General features: G+C 64.4%; 28 protein-coding genes. 16 read left to right on the top strand and 12 right to left on the bottom strand.

Annotated elements, in window-relative coordinates:
* Positions 1-41 precede the first annotated feature (41 nt).
* Positions 42-827, top strand: a complete 786-nt coding sequence (locus Q2M23_RS25310; protein ID WP_057016665.1) for a 2-keto-4-pentenoate hydratase — start codon at positions 42-44, stop codon at positions 825-827.
* Positions 828-939: 112 nt separating this feature from the next.
* On the opposite strand, the gene Q2M23_RS25305 is transcribed toward Q2M23_RS25310, so the two are convergent.
* Positions 940-1,692 carry a carbonic anhydrase gene (locus tag Q2M23_RS25305; RefSeq protein WP_316397398.1) on the bottom strand — a complete coding sequence of 251 codons (753 nt, stop codon included), beginning with the start codon at positions 1,690-1,692 and terminating at the stop codon, positions 940-942.
* Between the two features lie 781 nt (positions 1,693-2,473).
* Between Q2M23_RS25305 and Q2M23_RS25300 the strand changes: the two genes are divergently transcribed.
* The 5 genes from Q2M23_RS25300 (at position 2,474) to Q2M23_RS25280 (ending at position 4,680) form a co-directional block, all read left to right on the top strand.
* Positions 2,474-2,797: an ArsR/SmtB family transcription factor gene (locus Q2M23_RS25300; RefSeq protein WP_016846748.1), complete on the top strand. Its 324-nt coding sequence runs from the start codon at positions 2,474-2,476 to the stop codon at positions 2,795-2,797.
* Entirely contained in the window at positions 2,794-3,225 is a 432-nt protein-coding gene (locus Q2M23_RS25295) for an SRPBCC domain-containing protein (protein ID WP_057018633.1), read from the top strand. The genes Q2M23_RS25300 and Q2M23_RS25295 overlap by 4 nt, the downstream gene beginning before the upstream one ends.
* A gap of 198 nt (positions 3,226-3,423) precedes the next feature.
* Positions 3,424-3,657, top strand: coding sequence for a hypothetical protein (locus tag Q2M23_RS25290; RefSeq protein WP_076825666.1), 234 nt, complete (start codon positions 3,424-3,426; stop codon positions 3,655-3,657).
* Between the two features lie 59 nt (positions 3,658-3,716).
* Entirely contained in the window at positions 3,717-4,148 is a 432-nt protein-coding gene (locus Q2M23_RS25285) for a DUF1801 domain-containing protein (protein ID WP_076825664.1), read from the top strand.
* Between the two features lie 34 nt (positions 4,149-4,182).
* Positions 4,183-4,680, top strand: a complete 498-nt coding sequence (locus tag Q2M23_RS25280) for a GNAT family N-acetyltransferase (protein WP_076825662.1) — start codon at positions 4,183-4,185, stop codon at positions 4,678-4,680.
* Between the two features lie 30 nt (positions 4,681-4,710).
* On the opposite strand, the gene Q2M23_RS25275 is transcribed toward Q2M23_RS25280, so the two are convergent.
* The 7 genes from Q2M23_RS25275 to flgF all read right to left on the bottom strand — a co-directional run bounded on the left by Q2M23_RS25275 (position 4,711) and on the right by flgF (position 9,818).
* Positions 4,711-5,031, bottom strand: a complete 321-nt coding sequence (locus Q2M23_RS25275) for a hypothetical protein (protein ID WP_050387610.1) — start codon at positions 5,029-5,031, stop codon at positions 4,711-4,713.
* Between the two features lie 251 nt (positions 5,032-5,282).
* Positions 5,283-5,576, bottom strand: coding sequence for a hypothetical protein (locus Q2M23_RS25270; RefSeq protein WP_028337177.1), 294 nt, complete (start codon positions 5,574-5,576; stop codon positions 5,283-5,285).
* Between the two features lie 96 nt (positions 5,577-5,672).
* Positions 5,673-6,005: a hypothetical protein gene (locus Q2M23_RS25265; RefSeq protein ID WP_375166679.1), complete on the bottom strand. Its 333-nt coding sequence runs from the start codon at positions 6,003-6,005 to the stop codon at positions 5,673-5,675.
* Positions 6,006-6,432: 427 nt separating this feature from the next.
* A complete protein-coding gene (gene flgH / locus Q2M23_RS25260; protein ID WP_028337175.1) occupies positions 6,433-7,185 on the bottom strand; it encodes a flagellar basal body L-ring protein FlgH in 753 nt (250 codons plus the stop codon).
* 5 nt (positions 7,186-7,190) lie between these two features.
* Positions 7,191-8,246: a flagellar basal body P-ring formation chaperone FlgA gene (flgA, locus tag Q2M23_RS25255; protein WP_316397395.1), complete on the bottom strand. Its 1,056-nt coding sequence runs from the start codon at positions 8,244-8,246 to the stop codon at positions 7,191-7,193.
* A gap of 2 nt (positions 8,247-8,248) precedes the next feature.
* Complete coding sequence (flgG, locus tag Q2M23_RS25250; RefSeq protein WP_028337173.1) at positions 8,249-9,037, bottom strand: flagellar basal-body rod protein FlgG; 789 nt, start codon at positions 9,035-9,037, stop codon at positions 8,249-8,251.
* 16 nt (positions 9,038-9,053) lie between these two features.
* Positions 9,054-9,818 carry a flagellar basal-body rod protein FlgF gene (gene flgF, locus Q2M23_RS25245; RefSeq protein ID WP_057018627.1) on the bottom strand — a complete coding sequence of 255 codons (765 nt, stop codon included), beginning with the start codon at positions 9,816-9,818 and terminating at the stop codon, positions 9,054-9,056.
* A 382-nt stretch (positions 9,819-10,200) separates the two neighbouring features.
* On the opposite strand from flgF, the gene fliL reads away from it, so the two are divergent.
* The 4 genes from fliL to Q2M23_RS25225 are packed head-to-tail and all read left to right on the top strand — an operon-like array spanning position 10,201 to position 13,180.
* On the top strand, positions 10,201-10,689 hold the full coding sequence (gene fliL, locus Q2M23_RS25240) for a flagellar basal body-associated protein FliL (RefSeq protein ID WP_316397394.1): 489 nt from the start codon (positions 10,201-10,203) through the stop codon (positions 10,687-10,689).
* Positions 10,690-10,707: 18 nt separating this feature from the next.
* Positions 10,708-11,910 (top strand): flagellar motor switch protein FliM, encoded by a 1,203-nt coding sequence (fliM, locus tag Q2M23_RS25235; protein WP_316397393.1) that lies wholly within the window; start codon positions 10,708-10,710, stop codon positions 11,908-11,910.
* On the top strand, positions 11,907-12,371 hold the full coding sequence (locus Q2M23_RS25230; RefSeq protein WP_316397392.1) for a DUF6468 domain-containing protein: 465 nt from the start codon (positions 11,907-11,909) through the stop codon (positions 12,369-12,371). The genes fliM and Q2M23_RS25230 overlap by 4 nt, the downstream gene beginning before the upstream one ends.
* Positions 12,368-13,180: a flagellar protein FlbB gene (locus Q2M23_RS25225; protein ID WP_316397391.1), complete on the top strand. Its 813-nt coding sequence runs from the start codon at positions 12,368-12,370 to the stop codon at positions 13,178-13,180. The genes Q2M23_RS25230 and Q2M23_RS25225 overlap by 4 nt, the downstream gene beginning before the upstream one ends.
* Before the next feature lie 39 nt (positions 13,181-13,219).
* On the opposite strand, the gene Q2M23_RS25220 is transcribed toward Q2M23_RS25225, so the two are convergent.
* Entirely contained in the window at positions 13,220-14,440 is a 1,221-nt protein-coding gene (locus Q2M23_RS25220) for a glycosyltransferase family 87 protein (RefSeq protein WP_316397390.1), read from the bottom strand.
* Between the two features lie 394 nt (positions 14,441-14,834).
* Between Q2M23_RS25220 and Q2M23_RS25215 the strand changes: the two genes are divergently transcribed.
* The 3 genes from Q2M23_RS25215 (at position 14,835) to Q2M23_RS25205 (ending at position 17,277) form a co-directional block, all read left to right on the top strand.
* Positions 14,835-16,052: a glycosyltransferase family 87 protein gene (locus Q2M23_RS25215; RefSeq protein ID WP_316397389.1), complete on the top strand. Its 1,218-nt coding sequence runs from the start codon at positions 14,835-14,837 to the stop codon at positions 16,050-16,052.
* 382 nt (positions 16,053-16,434) lie between these two features.
* Positions 16,435-16,659 (top strand): hypothetical protein, encoded by a 225-nt coding sequence (locus Q2M23_RS25210; protein WP_316397388.1) that lies wholly within the window; start codon positions 16,435-16,437, stop codon positions 16,657-16,659.
* A 90-nt stretch (positions 16,660-16,749) separates the two neighbouring features.
* A complete protein-coding gene (locus tag Q2M23_RS25205; protein WP_316397387.1) occupies positions 16,750-17,277 on the top strand; it encodes a c-type cytochrome in 528 nt (175 codons plus the stop codon).
* 99 nt (positions 17,278-17,376) lie between these two features.
* On the opposite strand, the gene Q2M23_RS25200 is transcribed toward Q2M23_RS25205, so the two are convergent.
* Both Q2M23_RS25200 and Q2M23_RS25195 read right to left on the bottom strand, forming a co-directional pair.
* Positions 17,377-17,667: an addiction module antidote protein gene (locus Q2M23_RS25200; protein ID WP_028339801.1), complete on the bottom strand. Its 291-nt coding sequence runs from the start codon at positions 17,665-17,667 to the stop codon at positions 17,377-17,379.
* A gap of 1 nt (position 17,668) precedes the next feature.
* Positions 17,669-17,959, bottom strand: a complete 291-nt coding sequence (locus Q2M23_RS25195; RefSeq protein ID WP_316397386.1) for a type II toxin-antitoxin system RelE/ParE family toxin — start codon at positions 17,957-17,959, stop codon at positions 17,669-17,671.
* A gap of 186 nt (positions 17,960-18,145) precedes the next feature.
* On the opposite strand from Q2M23_RS25195, the gene Q2M23_RS25190 reads away from it, so the two are divergent.
* On the top strand, positions 18,146-21,955 hold the full coding sequence (locus tag Q2M23_RS25190) for a tetratricopeptide repeat protein (protein ID WP_316397385.1): 3,810 nt from the start codon (positions 18,146-18,148) through the stop codon (positions 21,953-21,955).
* A 12-nt stretch (positions 21,956-21,967) separates the two neighbouring features.
* Here the strand turns inward: Q2M23_RS25190 and Q2M23_RS25185 are convergent, their stop codons facing one another.
* On the bottom strand, positions 21,968-22,777 hold the full coding sequence (locus Q2M23_RS25185; RefSeq protein WP_410469760.1) for a glyoxalase superfamily protein: 810 nt from the start codon (positions 22,775-22,777) through the stop codon (positions 21,968-21,970).
* A gap of 300 nt (positions 22,778-23,077) precedes the next feature.
* Here Q2M23_RS25185 and Q2M23_RS25180 point away from each other — a divergent pair, with 300 nt between their 5' ends.
* Positions 23,078-23,314 carry a hypothetical protein gene (locus Q2M23_RS25180; protein WP_316397383.1) on the top strand — a complete coding sequence of 79 codons (237 nt, stop codon included), beginning with the start codon at positions 23,078-23,080 and terminating at the stop codon, positions 23,312-23,314.
* A gap of 25 nt (positions 23,315-23,339) precedes the next feature.
* Positions 23,340-24,305 carry a LysR family transcriptional regulator gene (locus Q2M23_RS25175; protein WP_316397382.1) on the top strand — a complete coding sequence of 322 codons (966 nt, stop codon included), beginning with the start codon at positions 23,340-23,342 and terminating at the stop codon, positions 24,303-24,305.
* Positions 24,306-24,327: the final 22 nt, after the last annotated feature.

Here is a 24,327-nt window from a genome sequence, read left to right as displayed (position 1 = left end):
GGCGCCACCGCGCCGCCGAGAACACCAGGGAGGCTGCGCAGATGGATCGGGTCCTCGCGGCCGCAAAGGCGATCGCCAGCGCGCGCCGCAGCCGGGCGCCGCTCAAGGCGCTTCCGAAGGACGTGGTGCCGCGCGACGAGGCCGAAGGCTATCAGGTGCAGTACGCGTTGCACGCTCTGATGCAGCCACACGTCGGCAGCCTCGTCGGCTACAAGATCGGCTGCACCAGCGCGGTGATGCAGGAATATATCAACATCCCGCACCCCTGCGTCGGTGGCGTGTTCGAGAAGGTCGTGCATGACAGCGGCGTGCGGCTGCCGGCGGCCGAGTTCGTCCATGTCGGCGTCGAGTGCGAGATCGCGGTGCGGCTCGCCCGCAATCTCGCTCCCAGCGAGGCGCCGTTCACCGCCGAATGGGTCGCGGAAGCGATCGATGCCTACTATCCCGCGATCGAGATCGTCGACGACCGCTACGTCAAATGGGAGACATTGGGCGCGCCGACGCTGATTGCCGACGACTTCTTCGCCGCCGGTTGCGTGCTCGGGGAGGAGGTGCCGCGCATCACCGTGCCCGATTTGCGCGCGGTCGCGGGACGCGCGATCGTCAACGGCAAGGAAGAAGGCCGCGGCACCGGCGCCGACGTGCTCGGGCATCCCCACAACGCGCTCGCCTGGCTCGCCAATCATCTCGCCACTGAAGGCCGTGGCTTGCATGCCGGCCAGATCGTACTGACCGGCAGCCTGGTCAAGACGGTGTGGCTGAACGCGGGCGACACGGTCGTGATGGAGCTCGACGGCCTCGGCAAGGTGGAAGCGGCCTTTACGTGAGGTGACGTTGTGCGAGCCTGCCTCCACATAAGGACGTCGTCCCTGCGAAAGCAGGGACGACACCGAGTGTGTTGCGCGACCTTGACCTGACTTTACTGAATTCACCTGACTTTCAAGTCGCCGGGCGCTTGGCGTCCGTGACCAGTTCGACCTTGCCGTCGGTCAGCCGGTAGACCGCGCCGACCACCTTGAGCTTGCCCTGATCGACCGCGGCGCTGAGGATCGGCGTTGCCGATTTCAGCTTCGCGACGTTGTCGATGACGTTCTGCCTGATGGCGTTGGCGAGCCGGTCGCCTCCCTTGCCTTCGGTCGCCTTCACCGCCGGTGCGATCGCATTGACCAGCGAGGGCAGATGACCGGGCAGGGTGGTGTTGTCCTTCAGCGACTTGATGGCGGCGTCGACTGCCCCGCAGCTGTCGTGGCCGAGCACCATGAACAGCGGCACGTTGAGCACGGCCGATGCATATTCCAGGCTCGCGATGGTCTCGTCGCTGGCAAAATTGCCCGCGATGCGGCAGACGAACAGATCGCCGCGGCCGGTGTCGAAGGCGTATTCCGGTGCGATGCGGGAGTCCGCGCAACTCAGGATGCCGGCGAACGGATTCTGTCCGCCGGCCAGCGCCTCGCGCTCGTGCTTGAAATCATGCCGCCGCGAGACGCCTTCGACATAGCGCAGATTGCCCTTCACCAGCCGCTCCAGCGCCGCGTCCGGCGCCAGCACATTCTGCGGCTTCGGCGGCGATTTGGTTTCCCTGGCGGAAACCGGCGGGGCAAGGGCGAGGCTGGCGGCGGTGCAGGCCGCGGCAGCGAGGAAGCGGCGCCGGGAGGTCTGGGTGGGAGCTGGGATTTCGCAAAGCTGGCACATCAAAAATCTCCGTAAAATTATCCGAGACTAGCAATCGTGTCCGTGCAAAGGTTGTAGATCATGCGCAGTGCCACCGCAACGACACGGTTTCATGCTCGGTCCCTGCTCCCATGTGCAATTGCGCACAAGGCAGGGATGACGGTGAGGACGAGTCGCAATTCAAGATGTCAAACAGCGCGGTGTGATGACCCGCTAAAGCGAAAGCGGGTGATCCAGTATTGCAGAGACGGCTGTGCTTGAGCCGAGCGGCCGCGGCGTACTGGATCGCCCGGTCCCGTCTTCGCCAAGGCTTCGACGAGGCCGTGCATCCTTGGCGCGCCGAAGCTTCAGCGGAGGCGGCGAGCCGGGTGATGACAGAGCGGATTCCACACACACACACGATCGTCGTCCTGGCGAAAGCCAGGATCCATAACCACCGCACTTGATGATGAGCGGGATCGTGGCCCCAGCATCGCGCAACAACTCTCATTTGGGGTAATGGGTTCTGGCTTTCGCCAGGACGACATGGAATGTGTTGCGCGATCTGTGAGTCAAACTTCCGCATTCTCGCGACATGATTTGCCCGAGCTTTGCTCTTCGTTCCGCCCTGAGTTGCCCGACGGGCCGATCGGTGCCACCGGATAACCTGCGGGTTATGAAAGGCGCGGGCGGTCTTGGTGTGCCATCGCGCCGGAAAGCCTCAGGTGGCGCGGCCGCTGTCGAGCCGCCGAAGTTTGCGATTGACTCATCCATAGCTGGTTGGTTATACGTCAATCCATAACCAATGGGTTATTGATCGCAAATGCCTGACGCTCACGACATCCTGTTTCGAACCCTTGCAGACCCGACCCGCCGGGCCATCTTCGAGCGCCTGTGCCGCGAGGGCGAGCAGACCGTCGGCGCGCTGACGGCCCGCGCCAGGATCTCGCAGCCGGCGGTGTCGAAGCATCTCGGCGTGCTGAAGCAGGCCGGGCTGGTGCGCGACCGCCATGAAGGCAGGCAGACCCATTACAGCGCGCAACTCGGCGCGCTGGCGCCGCTGATCGACTGGACCAGCCAGATGGCGGGCTTCTGGCAGAACCGGTTCGACCACCTCGAAGATCTCCTCAAAAGGATGGACCAATGAACAAGACCACCGCTGAAACGCGTTCCGCGATCGTCGAGCGTGAATTTCCTCATCCGCCGGAAAAGCTCTGGCGCGCGCTGACCCAACCGCATCTGATGGAGGAGTGGCTGATGAAGAACGACTTCAAGCCCGAGGTCGGGCACAGCTTCAACCTGCGCGGCGAGTGGGGCGGCGTGCTGGACTGCAAGGTGCTCGCTGTGGAGCCGCACAGGACGCTGTCCTACACCTGGAATTTCGTGCATGCGGATGCCGCCTACAATCTCGAGAGCGTTGTGGTCTTCACGCTGACGCCGACGGCGACCGGCACCCATCTGCGCGTCGAGCAGTCCGGCTTCCAGCCGCATCAGAAGCAGGCCTATGGCGGCGCTCATGCCGGATGGAAGCAGTTCCTCGAGAATCTCGATCAGCTGATGGCGCGGCAAGGTTGACGGTCTCTCTCTCTCGTCATTGCGAGCCAACGGGTCGGCGCATAGCGCCGCCCGATGACAGGCTCCGCGAAGCAATCCATCGTGCCGCATACACGGATAGATGGATTGCTTCGTCGCTTCAGCGCAAAATTGCTCTGCAATTTGTCGCGAGCTCCCCGCAATGCCGCTGGATCATTCACTCACCAACAGGAGGTCACATTGAACTGGAACAACTGGATCCGGCAATCGCACCGCTGGCTCTCGATCGCCTTCACGGTCGCCGTCATCATCAACATCGTCGCCATGGTCCTGCAGCAGCAGGCGGTCTGGATCGGCTTGCTAGCGCTGTTCCCGCTGATCTTCATGCTGCTCAGCGGCCTTTATCTGTTCGCGTTGCCATATCTGTCGCCGCGGCGTCAGCATGGGGGATCGACGTCCGCGTCCCAAGTGTGATTGCATGACGTGACGACTTGACGTGACGACTTGGGGCGGATGAGGCGCGAGAGACAGCAATGACGGCATCGGAACGTATCGACCGGATGATCGAGGACCTCACCGACTGGCGCGGCAAGACGCTCGCCAGCCTGCGCAAGAGCATCCTCGCCGCCGATCCTGAGATCATCGAGGAGTGGAAGTGGATGGGCAGCCCGGTGTGGTCGCGCGACGGCATCATTGCGGTCGGCAACGCCCACAAGGGCAAGGTCAAGCTGACCTTCATGTATGGCGCGCAGCTGCCCGACCCCGACAAGCTGTTCAACACCGGCTTCGAGGGCAATGCGCGGCGCGCGATCGATCTGTTCGAGGGCGACAAGATCAACGCCCCTGCGCTGAAGACGCTCATTCGTGCTGCGATCGAACTCAACCAGGCCAAATCCAGGAAATCTGCGAAGAAGCCGGCAAAGAAGGCCGCAGGTACCCGCGCGACCGCAAAGAAGAAGGCGTGAGCTGCGCCGCCATGGTGCTCGCGATCCATCCGCGATGATCAAGACCAGGCTCGCCACATTGTCCGATGCGGACGCCATCTCCGCGCTGTTGACGGCCAACAACGGGGAGCACGGTGGCATGCTGCTCGGGCAATGGCCGCGCGACGTGATCGAGACGCGCATTGCAAGCGGGCAATCGATCGTCGTCGCGACCGACGATGAGGGCAGACTGCTCGGCGCGCTCCTGACGTCGGAGAAGGGATATGGCGAGGCGCCGCCGGTGCAGGCCATGCTGAAGGCCTGGCCGGGGCGGGCAGATGCGTATGTTTATGGTCCGGTGTGCGTCTCGCGGGACGCGCGCGGCCTTGGCGTGCTGGATGCGTTGTACGCGAAGCTTCAGGCGACGTTCCCCGGCCGCGAGGCAATCCTGTTCATCAGGGAAGACAACCCGCGTTCGCTCAAGGCGCATCTGCGGCTCGGCATGCGCGAGGTCGCGCGATACGACTTCGGCGGCAAGGTCTTCATTGTCCTGAGCGACAGGCCCGACGCGTGAATGCGGCCGTCGCGCTCCCGCGCAGGCAAGCTAGGCCGAGATGTCGACCGCCTGGCCGGCCTTGCCGGCGTTCTTCTGGAACGCCTGCTCGATCAGCTCCTTGATCTTCTGCTCGACCGCGGCGCGCTGATCCGGCGTCATGTTCTTGAGATCTTCTTCCGACATGCCCATGCTTTTGAGGATGTTCGCGCGCATCCGGTCCATCGGGCTCATCTGCGCATATTTGAGAAACTTCTGCTCGACGGTGTCGCCGAGCGAGCTGCCGCCGGTGGCGTCGGCGGTCAGCGGTTTCTTCAATGTGCCAGTCGTCATGCTGGCGGTGACCGATCCAAGGGCCGAGATCGACGTCATCTGCGCGCGCAGTCCCCATTGCAATGCTGCAATCGTGGAGCAAATGGCGTGCCATCCGTTGCAGCCGTGATTTCAACGGGATCGCGACGCCGCCACGCGCGCACGACGCGCAGCCGGCAGCTTTTGCCGGGCGAAGTTTGCCGGTTGCGGCCTTCAGGCTATGGTATGCACGATCACTGGACCCGCAACCCGGTTGCGGCCGTTATGCCTTGGTATGCACGATCACCGGACCCGCAACCCGGTTGCGGCCGTTATGCCTTGGTATGCACGATCACTGGACCCGCAACCGCGGTGGCCTGGCCGACCAGCAATGGGCCGAGATTGTCATCGATCCAGGCCAGCGCGCGGCGGTTGGCCTCTTCGGCGCCGGCATGGTTGTTGAAGACGCTGATCGCGGTGACGGTATCGTCGCCGGCATAGACCACGTAATAGGCCATGAAGCCTTCAACGTCGCTGATGATCGGGATTGCGCCTTCCTTGATCCGGCGCGCGAGTTCCTCGGCGCTACCAGTCTTCGCCTTGGCGTGACGGATGGCGGCATACATGCGTTCCTCCTTCCGGCTGCATCGATCGGGCTGCGCTTCGCGCATGCGCGATCGTACGCCGGACCGGGTGGCGACGCCATCGGGATTGCGGACGGATTAGCTGAAACGCCTGCTCACGACCGTCGTGCGCCGGCCGGGGAGCTTCGGCAGCCTCGCCACACCCGCGCGTGTTGTCGTGGTCCTTGGGCCGGGGGCGGGCTCCGGCTCCTGTTGCTGCAGAAACAGGGTGGCTTCGAACAGCACGCCGGGGGCCTGCTTGGCCGTGCCCGAGCACACCGCCCGGTTGCCGTTGAACGAGCCGGTCAGCTGCGCCTCGACCTCGTCGCATCCGAACACGGTGGTGAACGGGCCGTCGGCATAGCGGTGCGTCGTCAGCGTCGCCGTGAAGCGGTCCTGATCGAGTTGATAGGTGCCGCCATAAATGAACATGGCGTCGCCGCCCGAGATCCTGCCATTTGCAAGCTGGACTATTCCGGTGCCTTCGCCCCGCGGCGTCCGGAACCACGCCGCATATCGTCCGTCTCTTTGCATGACCGTCATACAAACAGAAAACCCTGCGTTGTCGTCTCCCTACGTTGCAAGCGCCGGGACTTCTACTGCGCGCTGCTGCGAGGGTTAACGAACCGACAAGGCGATGGCGGGACTTTCGTAAAGCGGTATCGGACTGGTGCACGGCGATCGCGCCGGCGCACGCCACCGGTCACAAAAAGCCACGACCCTCGCCAGGGGAGCTAGCGAGGGCCGTGTTGGTACACCGCGCCGCGCCTAGGTTCGCGACGAGATGTGGGAGCTCGTAAAAGTCCTACTCAGGCATGGTCCGTTTCCGAAAACCGGTTTCCACTCTTGGATCATGCCGTTAGAAGGGCAGCAGCACGTCGAGAACCTGCTGTCCGTAGCGCGGCTGTTGCACGTCGGTGATCTGGCCGCGGCCGCCATAGGCGATGCGGGCCTGGGCGATCTTCGAGGAATCGATGGTGTTGTCGCTCTGGATGTCCTCCGGGCGCACGATGCCGGCCACGATCAGCTCGCGGATTTCGAAGTTGACGCGGATCTCCTGCTTGCCTTCGACCACGAGATTGCCGTTCGGCAGCACCTGGGTGACGACCGCGGCGACGTTGGTCTGCAACGCTTCCTGGCGGTTCACCGAGCCCTTGCCGTCGCTGGAGGCGGTGGAGTCGGCGGTCAGGATGCGGCCGGGCAGGATCTTGTTCGGCTGCGTGATGGTCTGCGAGCCCAGGAAGTTGGTGACGCCCGAATCCTCGGAGTTGGTGCGGCTGCGCTGGGTCTCGTTGGCGATCGCGGCCTTGTCGGTGAAGTTCACCGTGATGGTCAGGATGTCGCCGACGCGCGCGGCGCGCTGGTCCTTGAAGAAGGCGCGGGAGCCGCTGCGCCACAGCGAGTTCGGGCTGTAGGAGGCGACCTCGGGCTTCGGCATCGGCATCTGCACCGGCTTGTAGCCGGGCTGGGTGGTCGGATTGTCGATCGACGACAGCTTCGGCTGCTCGCCGATCTGGGAGAGACGGTCGATCGACGAGCAACCGCTGGCGATCGTTCCGAGCGCGAGCAGTGCACCGGTCAGGACGAGGCGGTTGATGCGGTACTGGGACATGAACTTTACTCGGCGTTTGGTGCGACTGAACTCAGCTTGACGGAAGCGGAATTGGATTCGGTGGCGTCGGCGGTCGGCGCCGGGCGCGGGGTCGCGACCGAGATTGAGACCTCGCCGCGGCCGGTGACGACGCCGGAAACGGCGCGCTTCGACTGCATATTCATCACGCTGACGGTGTCGCCCTCGGCGCCGCCATCCATCGCCTTGCCGCGGATCGTCAGGTAGAGGCCGGCGGTGCGATAGATCAGCGTGACGTTCTGGTCGCGGGTGACGAGATCGGGCTTCGCGAGGTCGGCAACGCGCAGCGCCTGGCCGGGGCGGAGCTGGCGGCGGACCTGCATGCCGACGGCGCTGTCGCGCACCGCCGCGTCGTTGCCGATCTCGGCTTTCGGACGGCGCTCGACGATCACGTCGGAGGCCTTCAGCACGTCGCCGCGCTCCACATTGCGCGTCAGCACGGCGGCCTCGATGGTTTCGATCGCGGTTCCGGTGAAGCGCAGCTTCGACGGCGCGGCGCCGGCGTCGTTGCCGATCTCGAAGGTCAGGTCGAAACGCGTCGAGCGCGGGTCGTAGCGCACGGCGATCGGCTGCATCGCGCCGGTATTGGTGGCCTCGAGGCGGATGTCGCCGGGATCGCGGTCGAAGGTCAGCGCGATGTTGCCGGCCCTGCCGAGCCCGTGGCGGCCCTCCAGCGCGCGCGACACCTGCTGCTCGATCTCCTTGCTGTCGATGGTGCGCGCCAGCCGGGTGACGGTGATCTCCTTCAGCTCGCGGGTATCGACGCCGATCACCTGGTGCGAGCGCAACACGTTGAGCACTTGCGCGACCGGCAGCGTGCCTGTCGTGCCGAGGTCCGGCGCGCGGTAGACCGCGACGCTGCCGGCGCTGCCGGCGTTGTCGATGAGGTCGCCGACCCGCACGATGTCGTCGGCGACCGTGATGCTGGCGCGCAGCGTCGGCACCGCGATGGTCTCGCGGCGGCTTTGCGCGGCCGACGGCGCCACGGTGACCGCGAGGAGCGCGGCTGCGATCAGGAGGGAGCGGGCGATCATCGACATCATCCTCAGCGGAACAGGTTGGAGGTCGACTGCATCATCTGATCGGCGGCGGAGACCACCTTCGAGTTCATCTCATAGGCGCGCTGCGCGGCGATCAGGTCGGAGATTTCCGAGACCACCTCGACATTGGCCTGTTCGAGGTTGCTCTGCTGCATGTCGCCATAGCCGTCGGTGTTGGCGGTGCCGTCCTGCGGCTGGCCGGAGGCCGGCGTTTCCTGGAACAGATTGTCGCCGATCGGCATCAGGCCGGCCTTGTTGATGAATCGGGTCAGGCCGATCTGGCCGATGTTGGTCGATGCGGTCTGGCCCGGCAGGGTCACCGAGACCTGGCCTTGCGCATTGATGGTGAGGCCGGACGCGTTCTGCGGGATCGTGATCGTCGGCTGCAGCAAATTGCCCTGCGCATTGACGATGCGGCCCTGATTGTCCATCTGGAACGAGCCGTCGCGGGTGTAGGTGAAGGTGCCGTCCGGCATCAGGATCTTGAAGAAGCCTTCGCCGCGGATCGCGATGTCGAGATCGTTGCCGGTCGGCGACAGCGTGCCCTGGGTCATCATGCGCGGCGTGCCGACGGTCTTGACGCCGCCGCCGAGGTCGATGCCCATCGGCATGATGGTGTTCTGGTCGGAGGCCTGCGCGCCGACCCGGCGCACATGGTCGTAGATCAGGTCCTGGAACGCGGCGCGCTGCTTCTTGTAGCCGGTGGTGCGCAGGTTCGCGATGTTGTTGGAGATCACCTGAACGCTGAGTTCCTGTGCCGCCATTCCGGTCGCAGCTGTATAAAGTGCGCGCATCGGTCAATCCCCTGGATCAGTTCGGCACGTCGGCGAGTTTCTCGATCGCCGATTTGTGCAGGTCGCTCTGCTGCTGCAGCAGCGAGGCGATTTGGGTGTAGGTCCGCGTGATCTCGATCATGCGGCTCATCTCGACGACGGAATTGACGTTCGACTTCTCGATGAAGCCCTGGCGGATCTGGGCCTTGGTGTCCGGCAGCGCCTGCGTGCCTTCGCCCGGCGCGTAGAGGTTGGAGCCTTCCTTCAGCAGGCGCTGGGCCTGCGCGAACGAGACGAGGCGCAGCTTGCCGCGGATCGAGTCGAGACGGGAGGTGCCCTCGAGCACGGTGATGTTGCCGTCGGCGGCGATCGAGACGTCGTGGTCGGTCTGCTGGAAGGTGATCGGGCCGGCGGTGCCGAGCACCTGGTAGCCCGAAGCGGTGACCAACTGGCCGCGATTGTTGATCTGCAGGCTGCCTTCGCGGGTGTAGCGCTCGCCGCCCGGCGTCTGCACCACCAGGAAGGCATTGCCGTCAATCGCGACGTCGAGCGGGTTCTTGGTCTCTTCGGTCGGACCCTGCGCGAAATCGTGGAAGGTCGCGCGGTCCTGCACGAAGGAGACGCGGCGGTCGGAGGAGGCGAAATTGTCCTCATGCGCGTTCGAGGACAGATATTCCTGGAACAGCGACCGGTCGGCCTTGTAGCCGTTGGTGTTCATGTTCGCGATGTTGTTGGAGACGACATCCATCTGCCGTTCCAGCACCATCTGCTTCGATAGGCCGACCAGAAGCGTATTCTGCATCGGTGGTTCTCCCCTGTGAGGCGATCCGAATGCAGGTTCTCCCAAACCTTCACGCCGGACCCGTCGGTAACCATTGGGTTCTCCCAAACCCTCAGGTTACGCCGTCCTCTCAGCGAAAGCCGTGCCAACTTGGAATGGCGTGTTATTTGAACGGCTTAGATGTTTGGCCGTGGCGCGCAAGGGGCGGCAGAAAGGTCTTGTTGACCATGTTTGCCCGGCAGTTTTTTCCTAGTGGATGGTAAATCCTAAGCTTCCGTTAACCATTATGACCCCAGTGTTGCCGGCATTGGGGCGCGTGTGCGCCGGCGGCATTTGTATCGCGTCTTCAGGCCAAGGCTGGGGCAAATCGCGTTCGCATCCTTCAGAGTGAAGCGAGCGGACGATGGCGGACGAGGAAAAGACGGACAGCGGCGAGGGCGCGGCCGCACCGAAGGAGGGCAAGCTCAAGCTGATCATTGCCGTCGTTGGCTTCCTCGTCGTGCTCGGCGCGGGCGCCGGCGGCTGGTTCTTCTTCATGCGCGGCCACGGCGAGGAGCAGCACGCCGAAGCGCCGCCGCCGAAGCCGCCGAGCTTCGTCGACGTGCCGGACATGCTGGTCAACCTGGTCGGCGCGCCCGGCGAGCGCGTGCAATATCTCAAGCTGAAGCTCGTGCTCGAGGTCAAGGAAGAGAAGCAGGTCGAGGCGATCAAGCCGGCGCTGCCGCGCGTCACCGACCTGTTCCAGACCTACATGCGCGAGCTGCGCCCGAGCGACCTCAACGGCTCGGCCGGCCTGTTCCGCCTCAAGGAAGAACTGACCAAGCGCGTCAACCTTGCGCTGGCACCCAACCAGGTCAACGCGGTGCTGTTCAAGGAAGTCGTGATCCAGTGACGGGGTGGATGTAAAGCCATGGCCGGCAACGACCAGATGGACCAGGACGCCATTGCGGCCCAGTGGGAAGCCTCGCTCGATTCCGAGGATCCCGCGGCGGCCACGGCGGAAGCCGCCAAGAACGAGCTCACCGAGAACATGGCGCTGCAATGGGCCGCCATGGTCGAGGACGGCAGCCGCGACTTCGGCAGCAAGAGCACCAATGGCGAGCGCGTGCTGTCGCAGGAGGAGATCGACAATCTCCTCGGCTTCACGGTCGGCGACGTTAGCCTCGACGACCATTCCGGCATCCGCGCCATCATCGATTCCGCGATGGTGTCCTACGAGCGTCTGCCGATGCTCGAAATCGTGTTCGACCGCCTGGTGCGGTTGATGACGACCAGTTTGCGCAATTTCACCTCCGACAACGTCGAGGTCTCGCTCGACCGCATCACCTCGGTGCGCTTCGGCGACTACATGAATTCGATCCCGTTGCCGGCGGTGCTCTCGGTGTTCAAGGCGGAGGAGTGGGAGAACTTCGGGCTCGCTACCGTCGATTCCAGCCTGATCTATTCGATGATCGACGTGCTGCTCGGCGGCCGCCGCGGCCAGACCCAGCTGCGCATCGAGGGCCGGCCCTACACCACGATCGAGACCAACCTCGTCAAGCGCCTGGTCGAGGTGGTGCTGTCGGATGCCGAGCAGGCGTTCCGGCCGCTGTCGCCGGTGACCTTCACGATCGACCGGCTCGAGACCAACCCGCGCTTTGCCGCGATCAGCCGTCCGGCCAATGCCGCGATCCTGGTGCGTCTGCGCATCGACATGGAAGACCGCGGCGGCAATGTCGAATTGCTGCTGCCCTACGCCACCATCGAACCGATCCGCAACGTGCTGTTGCAGATGTTCATGGGCGAAAAATTCGGTCGCGACCCGATCTGGGAAGGCCATTTCGCCACCGAAGTGGCGCAGGCCGAGATCTCGGTCGACGCGGTGCTCTATGAAGCGGACATTCCGCTGAAGGAGCTGATGAAGCTCAAGGTCGGAGACACCCTGCCGCTGGATATCCGCTCCGACGCGCTGGTCTCGGTGCGCTGCGGCAACGTCACCCTGACGGAAGGGCGCATGGGCCGGGTCGGCGACCGTGTCGCGATCCGCGTCACCAAGAATTTGCGTAAACCCCAAACCACCTTCGCGATGTTCGAGAAGGCGGACGAGCGGACCAAGATGATGGAGGCACCATGAGTCATGTGCTTGGACTAGCAATCGAGAGTCTGGTAGCCGTGCTGCTGATGCTGACGATCGGCTATTGCTGGCTGCTCAACAGGCGGCTGCAGCGGCTGAAGGCCGACGAACATTCGCTGAAGGCGACGATCGCCGAACTGATCACCGCGACCGAGATCGCCGAGCGGGCGATCGGCGGGTTGAAGCACGCGGTGCGCGACGTCAACGAGAACCTCGGCAATCAGCTCGATGCGGCGACGCAGATGTCGGCGCTGCTGAAGAATCAGCTGGCGGAGGGTGACCACGTGGTGCGCCGCCTGTCCAAGATCGCGATGGCCGCGCGGCCGTCCGAGCCCGCGCAGGCACCGGTGCAAGCAGCCGCGCCGGTGGCGCCGGCGCCCAGGGTCTCGGCCGCGCACGCGGTTGCCGCGGCGGCTGAAGCCTTCACCGAGCGCAGGAGGGCCGGCGGTCTCGCTGCATGAAGTTGCTTCGTGACATCAGAGTGATGCCCGTGGTGCTGGTCGCGATCTTCGGCCTGATGGTGCTGAAGGTCGCCGGCCTCGTGCTCGATGGCGGTTACGTGTTCGCCGACGATACGCCGCCGGCCGGCCCGGCTGGCCCATCTTGGGCGCAACAGAATTTCAACTTCCCCGGCGCCGGCAAGGCGGTGGTGGACAGCAAGATCAAGGCCGATCCCGGCGACATCACGGGATCGGTCGAGCACAAGGACGCCAAGAAGGACGAGGCGCCGAAGCCGGCCGCACCGGCCGCGGAGCCGTCCAAGCCCGATGGCGTTGTCGTCAACCTGGATGCCCCGGCGCCAGTGTCGGCGTCGGAGCGCGCGATCCTGGAGCGGCTGCAGTCGCGCCGCCAGGAGCTCGAGACGCGCGCGCGCGAGGTCGAGATCCGCGAAAGCCTGCTGAAGGCAGCCGAGAAGCGCATCGAGGCCAAGGTCGAGGAGGCCAAGGCCAATGACGCCAAGACGAATGCCGATGCCGCGGCAAAGGCGGAAGCCGATGCCGCGCGCTTCAAGGGCATCGTCACCATGTACGAGAACATGAAGCCGAAGGACGCCGCGAAGGTGTTCGATCGTCTGGAAATGAACGTGCTCTACCAGATCGCCTCGCAGATCCAGCCGCGCAAGATGTCCGATATCCTCGGCCTGATGCAGCCGGAAGCCGCCGAACGGCTCACGGTCGAACTCGCCCGCCGTGCCGGCGGCGACAAGTCGGCCTCGACCGACGATCTTCCCAAGATCGAAGGCAAGATGCTCACGCCGAAGACGAATTGATGGGAGCTATCTGAGAGTCCGTCAATTGGCGGTGGCCCCTCAGCCGTAAGCCAGATCCGACTTAACACCGGGTTGCCTGCATCGCATCCATATCATCGCGATGAGGGTCGCGCACATGAACGGACCGACGGGCACGAGCGCGACCGGGTAGGTAAACCCCGCCAGGACAAGCACGCCGAACCCGATCCGTAGTTCGGAGCGATTCGAGAGAAGCGCGCCATGTTCGGCCATGGGCGCGTTCATGAGAAAGATGAGCGCGAGAGCCAGTAGCGCCGTATCGTAGATCGCGAAGTAGGGAGAGACGAGCAGGGTCGCGACGAGCAGGCACGCGGCCTTGACGGCGAAGCTGACGTTGCGGCGCCATATGATCAGCGTCCACGTCGCGGCTGCCGCAGCGACCGCGACGTGCAGTGCCATGGCCGATCCATAGCCAAAACCGGCAAACCGAAGCACGCCGTAGACGCTCTGCAGTTTGTACCAAGCCAGCGTGCCGGTGAGATGGAACTGCGTCGTTGCGAAGACGGCGGCCTCACGGAACCCCTCAAAAGTGTCCCAGCCGAAGGTAAGCCCGGTAAGCAGCAAGAGCACCGGTGTCACCAAACTGGCTGTGATGAAGACGGTCCAGCGTCCAGTAGCTATCAAAACGAGCGGAAGCAGGACGCCATATTGCGGCTTGAAGATCAGCAGCGCGATCAGGAAGCCGCTGACGATCGGACGCCGGTCCAGCGTCAGCAGAATCGCGCCGAGCAGCGATGCCGCCAGCAAGGAGCTTTGGCCGACGATGAAATCGTACAGGACGGCCGGCACGGCGAATGCCAGCAGCAGTACGGCGAAGCGCGGCCGGATGGCGGAAACAACGAGCGCCCAGCACAGCAGCTTTGCGGTGCTCCAGATCCAGAACGCGGTCGGAAACGGCAATAGTGCCAGCAGTGCCGCCGCAAAGAGAAAAAACGGCGGGTAGAAAAACGGTATCGGCACCTCGTAAACGGGGAACGGAGCGTCGTTCAAGCTGGGATGTATTTGAATGATCGCTTGCCGCAACCGCGGCCAATCGTAGGCGGTGGCGGCATGGCCATCGAGGGCCATTCTCCCCGCGCTCCAAAAGCACGAAAAGTCGAGCCCGGTCGCGCCGGTACCGTCAACGACTTTCGGTAACACGCAGTACAGGGTAAAGCCCAACACGATGAGGCAGGCGATGGCCAATGCACGGTCGTATCCGCTGCGCTCCGCACGGGCGCGCACCATTCCAAATCCGTTCATGAAACTGCCAGAAACTAAGAATTGCTTGAAATGTAAGCGGTTGTATACCGCAACTGGCGGTGGCGCAAGCGAGTGGCCGATCTCCCTGCGGCGTTGGGTTAATCGCTGGAAGTTCCGCGGATGCCCGGTGGATCGAGGTTAATCCTCTCGTGCAAAGGCCGAAGCCGGCGCCGTCCGGTAGGCGCTGCAGCGCCATGTGCCGGCTGGCAGACGCGGATGTTCGCCGCCTCCGGTGGTGTGGGCTCGACGAGGTCTCCGCGAAGCCAAACGCCTATCGACGCCGAGAAGTGTACGCCGGTTATGGTAGCCTTAAACGGTAGCGTTAAGTTGCAACCGATTTGTCATTCTGGAATTGAAGTCGCTATGTCTCAAGGTGGTGTTTCAGGAATTGCCAATGCTGAAAGACATGCCATGGCTCACCGCGCCGCGCGCCCGATTATACGTGAGTGGCATCGCAATTGTGCTGGTGCTGACCCTTGCGAGGTCGCTTTTGCTGTTTTACCGCGATGGCGGCTATGGCGCGAATAACTTTCTGCTCGGCTCGGACTTTTTGACCTTCTGGGCCGCGTCGCTCCAGGTGTTGGCCGGGCATCCCGCCGAGGTTTATGTGCCCGAATTGCATCTGCTCGCGGAAGCTCCATACCTGCGAGAGGGCTACGAGGCGTTCTTCTATCCGCCGACGATGCTGCTTTTGTGCGTGCCGCTCGCGCTCGCGCCGTATTTCGCCTCGCTGTTCGTGTTCATTGGTATGACGGCGGCGTCGTTCGCCGCGGTGATCTGGCGTATCTTGCGAACGCCTTGGTGCCTGGTCGCGATCCTTGCCTATGCGCCGGTCTATCTTAATGCCGTGGCGGGGCAGAACGCCTTTCTGACGGCATCGATCCTTGGGTGCGGTCTCAACATCATGGACCGGAGGCCGAAGCTCGCGGGCGCGATCCTCGGGCTGATGGTGATCAAGCCGCATTTGGCGCTGGCCGTGCCGATCGCCCTGATCGTCACAGGTCGCTGGCGCACGCTGATCTGGGCAGGCCTGTCGTCGATTTCGCTCGTCGTGCTGTCCGCGCTGCTGTTCGGCCTCGATACATGGCTCAACTTCCTCGACGTCTCTCACTCGGCCCGTCAGGCTCTGGAGAACGGCGACGTCGAGTTTTCATTGCTGCAGAGCGTGTACGCGACAGCGCGCCTGCTCGGCGCCGGCGTCAACACGGCCTTTATCATTCACGGCCTCGTGGCGCTGGGCATGACGTGTGTGCTGGTCTGGATGTTGCGTCAGAAGATCAGTGCTGCGACTGAACGCTCGATCATCGTGCTCACCTGCCTCCTGATTACGCCGTTCTGCCTGTTCTACGACATGCTCATCATGGCGCTGCCGCTGGCCTGGATGCTCAGCGAATGGTTGAGGGTCGGCTTTCCGGCCTGGTCGAAAATGGTCCTTGGCGTGACGTTTCTCGCGCCGATGGTCTTCTACCTACCTGTCCTCTATCAGCTGTCGGTCGTGAAGCCGCTGCCTTTTGGTTCTCCGGTGATCATCTTGTTCTGCTGGTTGCTGGTCCGGGAGAGCATGCAGACGCGGCAAGCGGCGCATGGCGAACGAGAGGTCGCGACGGTCTGAGCTCGGAGTACCTCACTCGGACCTCCGTAACATCGCGGGGAGTGTCCAGCGCTGGGCTGCTGGGCTTTGATCCGGCGGAGCATCCACCGCCGCGATAAATCAGTCGCGTTGCCATTGGCGCGGGAGCAAGGGCGAAGAACAAAGCTGGCGGCGCCAAGGCCATTGCAACCGGGCCATCGCGGACATTGCCAAAGTGCTTGATGCGGGTCTAGCATTGGCGTGAGGAAGGTCAGCGTGACTTCGCTGTTTTGGAGCCTTCCGCGATTGCGATCGCATGGACCGCCGCTTGAGTTGATTGATTGAATGCTCTTGTGCCGGGCGCGAAGCTGCGCCCGATCAGAAATTGAATTTTTCATCACCAAGAAATTTCGAGGAAACCGATATGCGTAGCCTGTTCATGATGCTTGTCGTCATCGCCACCACCAATCTGGCATGGGCCCAATCCGAACTCGTCAAGCGGGGCGATTACCTTGTCAACGGCATTCTGGCTTGCGGCAATTGCCACACGCCCAAGGGACCGAACGGCGATGTTTTGGAGAAGGCGTTCTCGGGCGGGGGATACTGGGACGAGCCGCCGTTCACAGTGCATGCCGCCAACATCACGTAAGACAAGGAAACAGGCATCGGAAGCTGGAGCGACGCCGATATCAAGAAACTGCTGCGCACCGGGCAAACCCCAAAGGGCGTGCATACCGCGATGATCATGCCGACCAGCTTCTATCACATCCTGACGGAAAATGATCTCGACGCGGTCGTCGCATATTTGCGTACGATCACGCCGGTCCACAACAAGGTGCCCGATCCGATCTACAAGGTGCCTCAAGTCGAGAACGTTCCGCCGGGCGGCGAGAACCCATTCGCCGAACCGATGATGAGCGACAAGGTGCAGAAGGAATTCTATCTCGTCACGATCGCGCATTGCATGGCGTGCCATACGCCGATTGGACCGAGGGGACGAGAATACAAGAGCAGTCTTGGCGCGGGTGGCGTCAAATTCTCCGGGCCGTGGGGTATCTCGGTTTCACGCAACATCACGCAGAACAAGACCAATGGGATCGGCGCATGGAGTGACGACGAGATCAAGCGTGCGATCACCGACGGTGTCAGCCGCGACGGCAGCCGTCTCGGTCGACCGATGGGATACCACTACTACGCCCGGATCAGTTCAGATGACCTCGATGCCATCGTGGCGTATTTGCGCACGGTACCCGGCAGCGCGGAGTAAGGCTCGTTGCAAGGCCAATTCCTGTCCGGTCACAGCCGCGCAGCGGGCCCCTGGCTGACTCCAATTCTGCGAGGATAGCGCGCGCCGCTATCTGCGCAGCTAGGCGGCGCTCGGAACAAGCTTCAGCTTCAAACCGAGCGCTTTTGTCGCCTTGTTCAGGGTTTCAATAGTCGGATTGCCGCCGGGCCGGAATGACTTGTAGATCACTTCGCGGCTCAAGCCAGTTTCGCGCGAAAACTGCGATACGCCGCGAGCTCTGGCGATGTCGCCGATAGCTGTCGCGATGAACGAGGGATCGTCCTCTTCCAGCGCCGCTTCGAGATAGGCGATCTGCTGCTCTAGCGTCTTCAGATGATCCTTGATGTCGAACTTGGTGGTCTTGAGCGGCATCTCAAATCTCCTTCACCATCTTCTGGGCCGCCTTGACGTCCTTGCTTTGGGTTCGCTTGTCGCCACCGCAGAGCAGGAGCACGATGGTTTTGCCTCGACGCGTGAAATATACCCGGTAGCCGGGGCCGTAATCGATCCGCATCTCGCTCACGCCTTCGCCCACCGATTTCACATCGCCTGGATTTCCGAGTTCGAGACACCGGATGCGTGCGCCGATCCGGGCGACCGCTTTCATGTCGGCTAGCGAGTTGAGCCAGTGCGCAAAAGTGTCGGTCTGAACGACCTGGATCATGTGTATTATCATACACGACGCGGTCGATTTGTCAACTATAGTACACAGTCATTCCGTGGCAGGGGCCGGTCCGAAACAATCCGTTGACGTTAACAGCTCCTTAACGCCGCCCGATCCAACATCGGGAAGCGTGGGCGAGGGCGCTTCGCGCTTGGTATGGCTGGGGTCCCGAGAAAACGTTTCGAGATGGCGCGAACGGCTGCCGCTGGAACATGGTCGCTAGGCCGCGCCTGGGCGCGGACCGCGCGTCTGTGCCTGCTTGCCACCGCCCTTGCGCTTACAACCCTTACCTATCCGACTGCGGCGCGGGCCGAAGACGCGGTGCCAGGTGAGGCGACATTCTCCGCCGCGAACGGCTATGCCCGGCTGGTGCTGAAGCTGAAGGAGGATGTCGAGTCGGAGGTCACGACCGCCGGCTCGATCATCGTGATCCGCTTCAAACGTCCGGTCGATATCCCCGTCGAGAAACTGCAGGATGCGGTGCCCGATTATGTCGGCGCCGCGCGCCGCGATCCCGACGGCTCGGCGATCCGTCTGTCGCTGGCGCGCCGCGTCTCCGTCAACACCATGACCGCCGGCGAGCGCATCTTCATCGACTTCCTGCCCGACAGCTGGACCGGCCCGCCGCCGTCGCTGCCGCAGGAGGTGATCCGCGAGCTTGCCGAGCGCGCCCGCGCCGCCGAGCGCCTGCTGCGCATGCAGCGTGCCGCCGACGCCGCCAGGAAGAAGCCGCCGGTGCGGGTTCGCGCGCTGGTGCAACCCACCTTCGTCCGTTTCGTGTTCGAGGTGCCCGACGGGGTCAGCGTCTCCTCGGTGCTGAACGAGCAGAAGTTGACACTGTCCTTCAACTCGGTCCTGACCTTCGACCTTGCCGATGCCAAGGTCGCCGCCCCACCGAATGTCGCGTCGATCAGCGCGCGCGCCGACACGGACACGTCGGCAGTCGACGTGTCGCTGATGGGCGATGTCGACGTGCATTCGTTCCGCGACGAGAAGAACTACATCGTCGACGTCGCCTTCCAGCAGAACGAGCAGCAGGCGGCAAAGCCCTCGCTGAGCTCATTGTTGCCGACGCGGGGCAAACCGAAAGGCGCCGCGGCGATCGCGCCGGTGACGTCGGAAAGCATCGCCCAGCAGGCCAAGATCGAGATCAAGCCTGAACAGTCCAAAACCGAACCGCCGAAGTCCGAGCCTGCCAAGTCCGAACCGCCGCGCTCCGAGCCGCTCAAGCCGGAGCAAGCCACGAGCGAGCAACCGGCGGCCGCGCCCGCCAAAACGGAGCAGCCCCGATCGGAACCGTCCGATCCCGAGCTGCCGAAAATCGCGGCGGCAACTGCGGCCAACGCCGAGAACGCTGCTGTGCCGACCCCGCCGCACGAGGGTGGCGCCGGCTCTGTGGCGGAACAGAACGCGGCGCCGTTGACCGATGCGCCGAAGTCGGTGCCCGCTGTCGCCGCCGCGCCGGCGACGGAAGCGCCGAAGGCGGCTGCGGCGCCATCGCCGCCTGCTGCCGAGGCCCGTGCCGGCGGCAAGCCCGCGGTCGAGGCCCAGCGGGATAGCGACGGCTTGCGCGTGACGTTCTCATTCCCCGGCGCGACGCCGGCGGCGCTGTTCCGCCGCGCCGACACGGTTTGGATGGTGTTCGACACGGCTGAGGCAATCGACGTCGATCCGGTCCGCGCCAAGGCCGGCTCGCTGATATCAGATGTCAGCCGGATCGCGCTGGAGAAGGGCCAGGCGGTGCGCTTCCGCCTCAACCGGCCGCAGATGCCGTCGCTCGAAAGCGACGACCGCTCGCGCGGCGTGAGCTGGACGCTGACCTTTGCCGACCGCGTGCAGAAGCCGCCATTGCCGCTCACCGTGGTGCGCAACATCTCGGAGCCCTCGCTCGCCAACGTCAGCGTACCGCTCGCCAATCCCGGCCAGCTGCACAGACTGGTCGATCCCGACGCCGGCGATACGCTCTGGGTGGTGACCGCGCCGCCGCCGACCCGCGGCATCATCAAGCGGCAGGATTTCGTCGAGCTCTCGCTACTGGAGTCGATCCACGGCGTCGTGGTTCATCCGAACGCGGACGACGTCAAGGCCGAGGTCGGCGCCGACAAGGTGATGCTGGGCCGGCCGGGCGGCCTGACGCTGTCATCGGCCGACGTCGCCGCCGAGCGCGCGACCGCGGCGGTGAAGCCGTTGTTCGATCCGGACGAGTGGCGCAAGAACCAGTCAGACACGTTCCTCAAGCAGCTCGACGGTCTGATTGCGGCGACCGCGTCGGCCAATGCCGAGCAGCTGCCGCAGGCGCGGCTCGATCTCGCCGACTTCTACATGGCGCGCGGCATGTACCAGGAAGCCCATGGTGTCGCCAATCTGATCCTGTCCGAGAGCAAGCGCGGCAGCGAGACGGCGTCGGTGGTGATGGTGCACGCGGTCGCCAGCATCCTGATCGGGCACCCGGCGCAGGGCCTCAAGGATCTCGCCAATCCCGTGATCGGCAACGGCTACGATTCCCAATTGTGGAAGGGGCTCGCCTTCGCCCGCGAGGGCAAATGGGCCGAGGCGCGCGAGAAGTTCAAGAACGCCGAATTCGCGGTGGCGACGCTGCCGCCCGATTTGCAGCGCATCGTCACCATGGACTCGATGAAGGCCTCGCTTGAGGTCAAGGACTATGCCGGCGCCGCGCGGCGCAAGAGCGATCTCGACGTGGTCGGCGTTCCCGGCGAGCTGAAGCCCGCGGTTGCGGTGCTGCGCGGCCGGCTCGCCGAGGCCCTCGGCCAGGAGAAGGATGCGCTCGACGCCTATCGCTTCGCCGCCAATTCGGCCGATCGCCAGGCTGCCGCCGAAGGCAGGTTGCTGGAGACGCTGCTCAAGCAGAAGCGCGGCGAGATCGGCCGCGACGATGTGCTGAAGGAGCTCGAGCTGCTGTCGATGCTGTGGCGCGGCGACAATATCGAGCTGAAGACGCTGTATGTGCTGTCGAAGATCTACGCCGAGACGGCGCGCTATGCCGACGCCTTCGCGGTGACGCGTGCCGCGACCCGGCTGCAGCCGAATGCGCCGGAATCGCGCCAGGCGCAGGATGCCGCCTCGGCCTTGTTCGTGCAGCTCTACCTCGGCCCCAGGGGCGACGAGATGTCGCCGATCGATGCGCTCGGCACCTTCTACGAATATCGCGAACTGACGCCGATCGGCCGCCGCGGCGACGAGATGATCCGCCGTCTCGCCGACCGCCTGGTCGGTGTCGATCTGCTCGACCAGGCCGCCGACCTCCTGCAATACCAGGTCGACAAGCGGCTTGAAGGCGCGGCCCGCGCCCAGGTCGCGGCGCGCCTTGCGATGGTCTATCTGATGAACCGCAAGCCCGACCGCGCCATTGCCGCGCTGCGCTCGACCCGGATCGCGGATCTCTCCGGCGAGCTGCGCCAGCAGCGGCTGCTGCTCGAGGCGCGCGCGCAGAGCGACGTCGGCCGGCACGATCTCGCGCTCGACATCATCTCGAACATCACCGGCCGTGAGGCAATCCGGCTGCGCTCCGACATCTATTGGGCGTCGCGGCACTGGCGCGAGGCGTCCGAGCAGATCGAGCTCTATTATGGCGACCGCTGGCGCGACTTCACCCCGCTCAATCCGGGCGAGAAGGCCGATATCATCCGCGCCGTGGTCGGCTACGCGCTTGCCGAGGACGCCATCGGGCTGTCCCGGTTCCGCGAGAAATACGCGCCGCTGATGTCCGGCGATGCCGACAAGCTCGCCTTCGACTCGGCCAGCAAGCCGGTGGCGACGTCCAGCGCCGAATTCGCCCAGATCGCGCGAATGGCCGCCAGCGTCGACACGCTCGACGGCTTCATCCGCGAGATGAAGACCCGCTTCCCCGACGCCACCGCCCGCGCGCCATTGCCCGATCCGGTCGCGACCGGATCGGTGACTGACAAGCCGAAGGTCGCGCCGGTGAGCGCGCTGCCGGCGATCAAGGGCGAGCGCCGCGCCAGCGCGGCGCCGTAGCCGCGCTGGCGCTCACGGCCCGGCAGACACCCACGCGGTCGAAATGATCCCGGTGGCGTCGAGCGCGATCCGCCAATGCGAGGCGCCGTTGGCGTGCCGCACACTGTAGACATCCTCGCCCTGCGCGCCGACGCCGAGGAAGCGGGTGGCTTCGATCGCGCCGAGGTCGGCGAGGAAAGGCTGCAGGTGTGGCAATTGCTCGCGGGTCGCCGCGGCGAGCGCGGGGGCCATGTCCGCATAGTCGGGCTGTCCCGATGCGACCCCCTCGATCAGGCGGCGGAGCGCGGCCTCGGTTCCTGGAGCCGGCGACTGTTTCTTCACACGCTCTGCGGTGCGATCCGCAATCTGTTTCGCGCTTGCAGCGTCAATGCGCGGCATCGGCTTGTCGCCATTTTGATGCAGGATCAGTGACGTCGCCTGACCGTCAGCCGCGATGACAAAGCTGATCTGCGCGTCGACCTCCCTGGCGAAAAACCCGGTCTGGCTCTCCGCAAAGAACGGTACGGCCCGCTGCCCGGTGAGCTGTACAGCCAAGTGGTGATCCTCGCGCATCACACTGAGGACGGCCTGCTCGCTGAGCTGATAGAAGCCGGCATAGCGGTCGAGCACCGCGGCAGCGACTGCGATCTCTTGCCGCACGACGTCCGGCGGCGATCGCGGAGCGGAAGCCGGCACATCGGCGGATCCGCCGGCGGTCTGTATCCGTGCCGCCAGCGTGTTCCAGTCGCGCTGGCCGAACAGTTTGGCGATCAGCTCCAGGCTGTCGCTGTGGGTGAGGGGGATCGATTTGGCGCCGAGCGCTTCGCGCAGCGTCTGCGCCATGGCCTTGGCATCACGAAAGTCGCGCATGGGATCAACCTTTGCATCGACGAACGGAGAGCGTCAGGGGCTTGCGTTGCTGACCCGTTCGTGCGGGCAAAGGAAGCCTGAAACATGGCTTGATACCTTCACCGTCCCCGGGTGGGGTGCAAGCGGCGGGTGGTATCGACCCTGCCAAATGTTCGCCGGGGACGAGCATTTTGTCAATTGCAACTGGTTGTGATCGCACGCGTGCTCTCGACATCCTGCCGTCAAATCGGCAACCATGGCGTCCGTTGCACAGCGCCGGGAGGACGTCGTTACATGAGCAAGCCGATCAAGACCGAAGCCGAACTGATCGCGATGGCGCGGGCAGAGCTGAAGGCCCATGCCGACTGCCCCGACGGCATCGACATCTCCGTGCTGCACGACGGCGACAGCTGGGAGTTTCGCGCCAGCGCCGATGACGCCACGGTGGCGAGGCCCGGCTATCCCGAATGCGTCGCGATGCTGGTGCAGATCGGCGACCATCTCAGCAAGCAGTATGACGTGAAGGAGTAACGGCGACCGCGAAGCGGGGGGATCGATGGACCGCATCGACGCCATGAAGGTCTTCGTTGCGGCGGTCGACGAGGGCAGCCTCGCCGGTGCCGGGCGGAAACTGCGGCGCTCGCCGGCGGCGGTCAGCCGGGCGATCGCTTTCCTTGAGCATCATGTCGGCGCCGAGCTGCTACATCGCACGACGCGCTCGCTGAAGCTGAGCGATGCCGGCCAGCGCTATGCGGCCGCATGCCGTCGTATCCTCGGCGAGCTCGAGGAAGCCGATATCTCGGCGGGCGGCGAGCGGTCAGTGCCGCGCGGCACGCTGACCGTCACCGCGCCCGTCGTGGTCGGCGAGGATTTGCTGCGGCCGGTGCTCGATGCCTTCATGACGGACTACCCGGCGGTGTCGGTGCGGCTCGTGATGCTCGACCGCACCGTCAATCTGATCGACGAGGGGATCGACGTCGCGCTGCGCATCGCCCATCTCGCCGATTCCAGTTTCATCGCGATCAAGCTCGGCGAGGTACGCCGCGTGGTCGCGGCATCGCCCGGCTATCTCGCGCAGCATCCGCTGATCGCCGAGCCGGCTGATCTGGCGAAGCACCAGATCATCGCCATGACGCATTTCGGGCTCGACTCCTGGAGCTTCCCGCCGGCCGCGAAGTCGAAGATCGCGCGCGCGGTCCAGTTCATGCCGCGGCTGGTCGTCAACACCGTGCGCGCGGCGGTGGCCTCCGCCAGCGAAGGACACGGCGTCACCCGGCTGTTCTCGTATCACATCGCCGAGGAAATCCGTGACGGGCGGTTGCAGATCCTGCTCGCCGGCGACGAGCATCCGCCGCTGCCGGTGCATCTTTTGGCGCCGCAGGGTCGCTTCGACGTGCCCAAGGTGCGCGCCTTCGTCGATTTCGCGACGCCGCGGCTGAAACGCTATTTCGAGCGGCTGTCGCGCGAGGCCAGCAGGGCTGGCGCCATTCGTTCGCGTCGCGGAAGAGAGTCTGCCGAATAGCGGGCATTCGCGCGGAAAGCGG

Source organism: Bradyrhizobium sp. 33ap4 (genome assembly GCF_032654765.1).
Taxonomy (GTDB): domain Bacteria; phylum Pseudomonadota; class Alphaproteobacteria; order Rhizobiales; family Xanthobacteraceae; genus Bradyrhizobium; species Bradyrhizobium australafricanum.
The sequence above is the reverse complement of the archived record's forward strand: the minus strand, read 5'-3'. Positions and strand labels throughout refer to the sequence as shown.

Coding starts and splice junctions, on each gene's coding strand:
- Q2M23_RS25310 (WP_057016665.1), top strand. CDS start 42: ATGGATCGGGTCCTCGCGGCCGCAAAGGCGATCGCCAGCGCGCGCCGC.
- Q2M23_RS25305 (WP_316397398.1), bottom strand. CDS start 1,692: ATGTGCCAGCTTTGCGAAATCCCAGCTCCCACCCAGACCTCCCGGCGC.
- Q2M23_RS25300 (WP_016846748.1), top strand. CDS start 2,474: ATGCCTGACGCTCACGACATCCTGTTTCGAACCCTTGCAGACCCGACC.
- Q2M23_RS25295 (WP_057018633.1), top strand. CDS start 2,794: ATGAACAAGACCACCGCTGAAACGCGTTCCGCGATCGTCGAGCGTGAA.
- Q2M23_RS25285 (WP_076825664.1), top strand. CDS start 3,717: ATGACGGCATCGGAACGTATCGACCGGATGATCGAGGACCTCACCGAC.
- Q2M23_RS25280 (WP_076825662.1), top strand. CDS start 4,183: ATGATCAAGACCAGGCTCGCCACATTGTCCGATGCGGACGCCATCTCC.
- Q2M23_RS25275 (WP_050387610.1), bottom strand. CDS start 5,031: ATGACGTCGATCTCGGCCCTTGGATCGGTCACCGCCAGCATGACGACT.
- Q2M23_RS25270 (WP_028337177.1), bottom strand. CDS start 5,576: ATGTATGCCGCCATCCGTCACGCCAAGGCGAAGACTGGTAGCGCCGAG.
- Q2M23_RS25265 (WP_375166679.1), bottom strand. CDS start 6,005: ATGTTCATTTATGGCGGCACCTATCAACTCGATCAGGACCGCTTCACG.
- flgH (WP_028337175.1), bottom strand. CDS start 7,185: ATGTCCCAGTACCGCATCAACCGCCTCGTCCTGACCGGTGCACTGCTC.
- flgA (WP_316397395.1), bottom strand. CDS start 8,246: ATGATGTCGATGATCGCCCGCTCCCTCCTGATCGCAGCCGCGCTCCTC.
- flgG (WP_028337173.1), bottom strand. CDS start 9,037: ATGCGCGCACTTTATACAGCTGCGACCGGAATGGCGGCACAGGAACTC.
- flgF (WP_057018627.1), bottom strand. CDS start 9,818: ATGCAGAATACGCTTCTGGTCGGCCTATCGAAGCAGATGGTGCTGGAA.
- fliL (WP_316397394.1), top strand. CDS start 10,201: ATGGCGGACGAGGAAAAGACGGACAGCGGCGAGGGCGCGGCCGCACCG.
- fliM (WP_316397393.1), top strand. CDS start 10,708: ATGGCCGGCAACGACCAGATGGACCAGGACGCCATTGCGGCCCAGTGG.
- Q2M23_RS25230 (WP_316397392.1), top strand. CDS start 11,907: ATGAGTCATGTGCTTGGACTAGCAATCGAGAGTCTGGTAGCCGTGCTG.
- Q2M23_RS25225 (WP_316397391.1), top strand. CDS start 12,368: ATGAAGTTGCTTCGTGACATCAGAGTGATGCCCGTGGTGCTGGTCGCG.
- Q2M23_RS25220 (WP_316397390.1), bottom strand. CDS start 14,440: ATGAACGGATTTGGAATGGTGCGCGCCCGTGCGGAGCGCAGCGGATAC.
- Q2M23_RS25215 (WP_316397389.1), top strand. CDS start 14,835: ATGCTGAAAGACATGCCATGGCTCACCGCGCCGCGCGCCCGATTATAC.
- Q2M23_RS25210 (WP_316397388.1), top strand. CDS start 16,435: ATGCGTAGCCTGTTCATGATGCTTGTCGTCATCGCCACCACCAATCTG.
- Q2M23_RS25205 (WP_316397387.1), top strand. CDS start 16,750: ATGATCATGCCGACCAGCTTCTATCACATCCTGACGGAAAATGATCTC.
- Q2M23_RS25200 (WP_028339801.1), bottom strand. CDS start 17,667: ATGCCGCTCAAGACCACCAAGTTCGACATCAAGGATCATCTGAAGACG.
- Q2M23_RS25195 (WP_316397386.1), bottom strand. CDS start 17,959: ATGATCCAGGTCGTTCAGACCGACACTTTTGCGCACTGGCTCAACTCG.
- Q2M23_RS25190 (WP_316397385.1), top strand. CDS start 18,146: ATGGCGCGAACGGCTGCCGCTGGAACATGGTCGCTAGGCCGCGCCTGG.
- Q2M23_RS25185 (WP_410469760.1), bottom strand. CDS start 22,777: ATGGCGCAGACGCTGCGCGAAGCGCTCGGCGCCAAATCGATCCCCCTC.
- Q2M23_RS25180 (WP_316397383.1), top strand. CDS start 23,078: ATGAGCAAGCCGATCAAGACCGAAGCCGAACTGATCGCGATGGCGCGG.
- Q2M23_RS25175 (WP_316397382.1), top strand. CDS start 23,340: ATGGACCGCATCGACGCCATGAAGGTCTTCGTTGCGGCGGTCGACGAG.